This is a genomic window from Muriicola sp. (genome assembly GCF_041567615.1).
Taxonomy (GTDB): Bacteria; Bacteroidota; Bacteroidia; order Flavobacteriales; family Flavobacteriaceae; genus Muriicola.
This window is the reverse complement of the sequence record NZ_JBFGBM010000171.1, coordinates 1-5,793: the sequence shown is the minus strand read 5'-3', so window position 1 is coordinate 5,793 and position 5,793 is coordinate 1. Positions and strand designations below refer to the sequence as shown.

Genomic DNA, 5,793 nt, shown 5'->3' with positions numbered 1-5,793 from the left:
GGTTAGGTGGTTATCTGAACGTGAGACTTTGAGTCAGGGTTCTACTAGTGTTTAAAAGCTTTTTCATCGAATCTCCTGTGGGTTTTCAACGCGAATTAAAATACATTAGATGATCAAAAGGGATCTTCATATCTCCTTAACTTATTGTTGAGTCTCAGGATCCTCTCTTCCATTTCCTCCTGCCTTCTCAGCATATTCAGAACCACGTCTATGCCTTCCAGGTTCACGTGCAGGTCCCTGTGGATACGGATGATCTTCTCCACCTGCTGCAGGGCATCCTGATGTATGCATCGTTCTCCCCTGTATACCCTGAGGTCTATCAGGCCGAATTCCCACAATTCCTCAAAAAAAGTGACTTCCAGATCGTAGAGCTCGCACAGTTGCACTACCGGAAATAATTCAACTTTAGCCATTGTCATCTCAATTTAGCAAGTTCTTCGAATAATTGTTTCTCCCTGGGCGTAAGTTTTTTCGGGAGTTCGATCTCATAAGTGATATAGAGGTCGCCGTACTGCCCTTCCTTCTTGTAGACAGGGAATCCCTTCCCTTTCAGTTTTACCTGCGTGCCGTTTGGGGTCTCCGGTTTCACTTTTAGCTTTACCTGCCCATCGAAGGTATTCACGATGATCTCTCCCCCGAGCATGGCTTTGTAGAGATCTAATTTTACCGTGGCGTACAGGTTGTCCTCATCCCTCCGGAACGGGGTGTTGTTCACAAGGGAGAAGCGAATGTGGAGGTCTCCCCTGGGCCCCCCGTTGATCCCTTCTGCCCCGTGGTTCTTGATCTTGATCACCTGCCCGTTGCGGATCCCGGCGGGGATGGTGAGCCGTATGTTCCTGCCGTTGACGGTCAGGGTGCGTTTATGGGTCCTGTAGACCTCTTCCAGCGGTAATTCGAGTTCAGCCTGGACGTCCTGACCCCTGAACTGCATGCTGCGATCCTGTCGGCCGCCCCTTCCCCCAAACATGGCGCTGAAAAAATCGGAAAAGTCGTCCTCCGAGAAAGCGGTCCTTCCTGAATGCTGTCGCGACCTCTGATTTCGGGCCTGTTGCTTTTTGGCTTTTTCAAAGGCTTCTGCGTGCTCCCAGTCCTTGCCGTATTCGTCGTATTTGGCCCTGTTTTCAGGATTTCCCAGGACTTCGTTGGCTTCGTTGAGTTCCTTGAATTTCTTTTCGGCCGAGGCATCCCCGGGATTTACATCGGGGTGATATTTCCGGGCCAGCTTGCGATAGGCTTTTTTGATGTCCTGCTGGGAGGCATTTTTCGGGACCCCCAGGATCTTGTAATAATCGATGTATTTCATATGGCGATACTCCCTTCAATACGTTTTAAAATCTGAGGAAGTGACAAGGGTGAATGATCCATACCATCCAGAGTAGCGTTTATTATGCTTCTGTGTAGATCACCCGGCAGGTCTTACCTTTCCAACTTTGAAGATCGCAAATAATCGCAACATTTCAAATGTCATTGCAGGGTTTTAGGCAATCATCTCACTCGGTTGGTATGCAAAAAGTATGTGTTAGACTTCGCTTCCGCTGTTAAAAAATGGCACTATGGGTATTTGACTTCTCCTCAAGGTCCAGTACATTTGAGCCATGCAGCTGGATCTGTTCACTATCACCACCATCCTGGTATTCCTCTCGGCCATTTTCGGGTATATCAATGTCCGCTTCCTGAAAATGCCCAATACCATCGGACTCATGTTCATCACCATCCTGTTAACCCTTGCAGTATTCGCCTGGAGTTATGTAGATCCCACCCTCTTGAACGTGGAGCGCTACATCCTTTCCCGGATCGATTTTAAGACGGTCCTGCTGGATGTCATGCTGAGTTTCCTGCTCTTCGCAGGGGCCCTGCATACTGATTTTGAGCAACTGAGAAAACTGAGATGGCCCATCCTGAGCTTTGCCACCCTGGGGGTGATGACCTCGACCGTCCTGGTAGGGACTGTGACCTATTATCTGCTCATTGCTTTAGGTATGGAGGTACCCTATATCCATTGCCTGCTTTTCGGGGCTCTGATCTCTCCTACCGACCCGATCGCCGTACTGGGCATCCTCAAACAGGCAGGAGTGCCTAAGAAACTGGAGGCAAAGATCGTGGGAGAATCCCTTTTTAACGACGGGGTAGGGGTGGTGGTTTTCCTGACCCTTTTTGAGATCGCATCCCCCTCAGAAGACGCTGTTTCAGCTTTGGGTGTGCTAAAACTATTTGGGGTGGAGGTATTCGGAGGGATTGCCCTGGGACTATTACTGGGCTGGGCTACCTACAGGCTGATGAGGACCATAGACGATTACGATATCGAGGTGATTATTACCCTGGCCACGGTAATGACAGGGACCGTGATCGCCCAAAAACTGCATGTTTCTGCCCCCCTTGCCATGGTTGTTGCCGGGTTGATGATCGGTAATGACAAGCTCAGAAACAGTGCCATGTCGGAAAATACCATGATCTATGTCGACAAGTTCTGGGAGCTGATAGACATCCTGCTCAACACCTTGCTTTTTGTACTTTTGGGGATGGAGATCCTAGTCCTGACCTTCGATTCCAATTACCTCCTTGCAGGGATCATAACCATACCTGTCGTTTTACTCTGTCGGTACATCTCCCTCCTTTTTCCTATTTCTATTTTCAAACAGAAACTGGAATTCGTACCTCAAACAGGGATTATCATGACCTGGGGCGGTCTCCGTGGTGCCATTTCCATAGCCCTTGCCCTGGGCCTGACCGCTGAGATGAACCGGGAATTATTCCTGCTGATCACCTATGTGGTCGTGGTTTTCTCTATTATCGTGCAGGGGCTTACCGTTGGGAAACTCGTCAAAAAAGCGCAGTAAACCCGGGAAACTCGGTTCCTGTAGGCGATACTTGCAGATTTCTAAACATTTATTCTATTAGTCTCAGGCCTTCTTTTGCGCTTAAAGGCTCCAGAGGCGTATGTGAGGCGAACTCTTTTACCCAGGCGGGATCGGTCTTACTGTATTCCCTCAGGATCCAGCCTATGGCCTTGTTGATAAAGAACTCTCGGGAACCCAGGAGGCGGGTAATGATCTTCTTCAGGAATTCTGTATCCAGCTCCTCCTTGTATTTCAATTGAAAAAGGAGAACGGTTCGCTGAAGCCACATATTTCCTGAGGTCATCCACTTTTCGGTAATCTTATCCCTGTTTTCAGGAAATGCCCTGAAGTAGGGCCCCACCAGTTTGGAAGCGATGAAATCAACCGTATCCCACCAGGATTTATGGGTGATCATGTATTCGTATAGTTCAACGTCCTGTTCTTCGGCTTCTTTGATGTACTTCCTGCCCAGTTCCTGTCCGATGTACTGGTTTTCCCTCTCGTCCTTGGCCCATAGCTTTCTGATGATTTCGAAACCGTCTTCTTTGGAAGGGAGGTATTCCTTTTGGAACATCTGCCTCTGTATCTCCCTCCTTTTAGGGGTCTTGATTCCGAAAAAAGGGAATTGATGACGCATATAGGCTTTTTGGCCTGCTGCGATCTCAGCATTGGCTTTCTCGGCACAAAGCCGATCCAGGGTCTTTATAAATCTGGTAACGTTTTCCGATCTCATTCGTCCTATGGGCAGTATAGAAATTCGTTTCTAAGGTAAGAAGGGACGGGAGAACTGCAGGGCGTATTACCTATCTTTATTGTTCTCTGGACCTTACGCCGATTTTTTCTACATTTATATAAAACTAACCCATGACCTCGACCAACCGCTGCAAGAACTGTGATCAACCCCTGGATCCGTCCTATGATTACTGTCCCAAATGCGGGCAGGAGGTAACAGACAATCTCACCTTTGGGGTCTTGTTCAGCAAGACGATCAGTGATTACTTTTCGGTAGATGCGCGTTTCTTCAGGAGCTTTATTCCGCTGATCTTTAAACCGGGGGTACTGGCCAGGAGGTTTGTGGATGGGAAGAGGCTCTATTATCTGCACCCTGCACAATTCTATCTTTTTGTCTCAGTCGTCTTCTTTTTCCTCTTTTCCTTCAGTATACGGGAGGCGGATAATCAAATGACTGAAGCCTTTAAAAAAGGTATTGATCAGGATGCTGTACAGATCGCAACGGATTCTATAAAACTCAGGCCTTCGGATTCTCTTCAATTGGTGAAAACAAAGGAAATGTTGAAAAACAACCAGGAAAAATGGGGGATATCCGATGAGGATATGGCAGATATTGATTCAGTCATGACGGAGACCGCAGAAAACCCCTCCAGCCTGAACCAGGGCATGACCTTCGATTTCGACAAGAATGTACTGGATTCCCTGATCGCAGTAAATGCTCCCATGGATGAAAAATTAGTGGCCATGGGGATGGAAGAAGATGCCTCCATATTCTATCGCAGAATTTACGAGCAGGTCTATAAGCTCTATGTGCAAAGAGGAGGTGGGATACTACAGACCTTTTACGACACCATCCCTATCGCGATGTTCCTGTTGATGCCGATCTTCGCCATGCTGTTGAAAGTATTTTACTGGAGGAGGGGGAATTTTGCCCACCATATGGTATTCAGCTTCTACTTTTTCACCTTCTTGTTCACGGCCTTCTGTATTCTTATCCTGGCTAACAAATTGTTTGAGGTGCCTGTCTGGCTGGAGGTCATCATCACCCTGTCATACCTGGTCTACCTCATGGTAGCATTGCGGAACTTTTACCGGAGCAGTTGGTTCGGGGCCTTCCTGAAAGCCAACGTCATTTCCTTTATCTATATGCTTATGATTCTCCCCGTGGCTTTGATAGGGATCGTTTTTATGGCCTTTATGCTGTACTGATCCCTGTTCCTCGAATGCTCTGGATTAATCCAACATAAAAAGTGCATTGGCAAAGAAGAGTTTGCCGTTTTCCCAGAATCCCCTGAAGAGAGGGTTGTCTACCATATAGACAACTTGACCCCTTCCAGAATTTTCCACGCCAAAAATCAGGGAATTCGAGATCCTTTTCTGGGCTTCGCTTCCTGCAAAACCGGCTACAGGTCTGGCCGTACCCTCTATGTATGCCACAGTGCCCAGGTTCAGGTACTGATAACTGTCATTTCCCAGTTTCAGACTGAAATAGGTATCCCCGTATCCAAAGGCCAGCGGATGCGTGGGATCGACTTTGGTCCTGAAAATAGCCCCCGTGATCTGGTCTTTCATGCGTTCCCTCTGTGTGTCTTCGTACAAACGCGGTTCTTCCTGCTCCTCTTTTTCACCATTGTTCGATCGGGCCGTTTTGATCCCAAAACCTTCTTTCCCTTCAAGGGATCCGACGGCGTTCCCCATGGCGATGAGCCGGCCTCCGCCTTTTACCCAATCCCTGATCTTACTCAGGTTCGATTCACTGAAGAAGTAGCGGTAGCCCCTGCCATCGGGCAGGACCAGGACGTCGTAGTCAGCAAGGTCAACCCTGCCGAAATACTCCGCATCCAGGACCGTCAAAGGATAATGGAGTTGCTGTTCAAAAAAGTGCCAGATCTCCCCGAAACGCAGGGAGGAGGTGGGATCCCCCGAGAGTACTCCTACCTTGGCGAATGGGATCATTTTCACGTCACTGGATCCGAAATCCTTGCCCTTGTCGACATAACCGGTAGATACAGCCGTGATTTCTTTGTGGGCATACTTCCCGAAAATGCCGAACAGGCGTTCTGTTTTCCCAGGACTGGAATTGTCTGCCCTGGTGATGATCAGACTTCCTCTCCCAAAGGACTTACCGTTTAACGAAAATGGCATATGGGCGGTCCTGACCCTGATCCCTGCCTTAAGGAGATCAGCCAGAAAACGGGCATCCTCCATACTGTCCCAATCCGTT

General features: G+C 48.4%; 5 protein-coding genes and 1 pseudogene. 2 read left to right on the top strand and 4 right to left on the bottom strand.

Features of this window, described 5'->3' with window-relative positions:
- Positions 1 to 113: 113 nt before the first annotated feature.
- Together ABYP73_RS10905 and ABYP73_RS10900 are read right to left on the bottom strand one after the other, a co-directional pair.
- The gene (locus ABYP73_RS10905) at positions 114 to 413 is read right to left on the bottom strand and encodes a chaperone modulator CbpM (protein WP_372974342.1); all 300 of its coding nucleotides are present in this window, start codon (positions 411 to 413) and stop codon (positions 114 to 116) included.
- A 2-nt stretch (positions 414 to 415) separates the two neighbouring features.
- Complete coding sequence (locus ABYP73_RS10900) at positions 416 to 1,303, bottom strand: DnaJ C-terminal domain-containing protein (RefSeq protein ID WP_372974341.1); 888 nt, start codon at positions 1,301 to 1,303, stop codon at positions 416 to 418.
- A 292-nt stretch (positions 1,304 to 1,595) separates the two neighbouring features.
- Here ABYP73_RS10900 and ABYP73_RS10895 point away from each other — a divergent pair, with 292 nt between their 5' ends.
- Complete coding sequence (locus ABYP73_RS10895; protein ID WP_372974340.1) at positions 1,596 to 2,837, top strand: cation:proton antiporter; 1,242 nt, start codon at positions 1,596 to 1,598, stop codon at positions 2,835 to 2,837.
- A gap of 49 nt (positions 2,838 to 2,886) precedes the next feature.
- On the opposite strand, the gene ABYP73_RS10890 is transcribed toward ABYP73_RS10895, so the two are convergent.
- Positions 2,887 to 3,570, bottom strand: a complete 684-nt coding sequence (locus tag ABYP73_RS10890) for a DNA alkylation repair protein (RefSeq protein ID WP_372944699.1) — start codon at positions 3,568 to 3,570, stop codon at positions 2,887 to 2,889.
- Between the two features lie 131 nt (positions 3,571 to 3,701).
- Between ABYP73_RS10890 and ABYP73_RS10885 the strand changes: the two genes are divergently transcribed.
- Positions 3,702 to 4,778 (top strand): DUF3667 domain-containing protein, encoded by a 1,077-nt coding sequence (locus tag ABYP73_RS10885; protein WP_372944700.1) that lies wholly within the window; start codon positions 3,702 to 3,704, stop codon positions 4,776 to 4,778.
- 24 nt (positions 4,779 to 4,802) lie between these two features.
- Here the strand turns inward: ABYP73_RS10885 and ABYP73_RS10880 are convergent.
- Positions 4,803 to 5,793: pseudogene (locus ABYP73_RS10880) on the bottom strand (zinc carboxypeptidase); the annotation flags it as partial.

Coding starts and splice junctions, on each gene's coding strand:
- ABYP73_RS10895 (WP_372974340.1), top strand. CDS start 1,596: ATGCAGCTGGATCTGTTCACTATCACCACCATCCTGGTATTCCTCTCG.
- ABYP73_RS10905 (WP_372974342.1), bottom strand. CDS start 413: ATGGCTAAAGTTGAATTATTTCCGGTAGTGCAACTGTGCGAGCTCTAC.
- ABYP73_RS10890 (WP_372944699.1), bottom strand. CDS start 3,570: ATGAGATCGGAAAACGTTACCAGATTTATAAAGACCCTGGATCGGCTT.
- ABYP73_RS10885 (WP_372944700.1), top strand. CDS start 3,702: ATGACCTCGACCAACCGCTGCAAGAACTGTGATCAACCCCTGGATCCG.
- ABYP73_RS10900 (WP_372974341.1), bottom strand. CDS start 1,303: ATGAAATACATCGATTATTACAAGATCCTGGGGGTCCCGAAAAATGCC.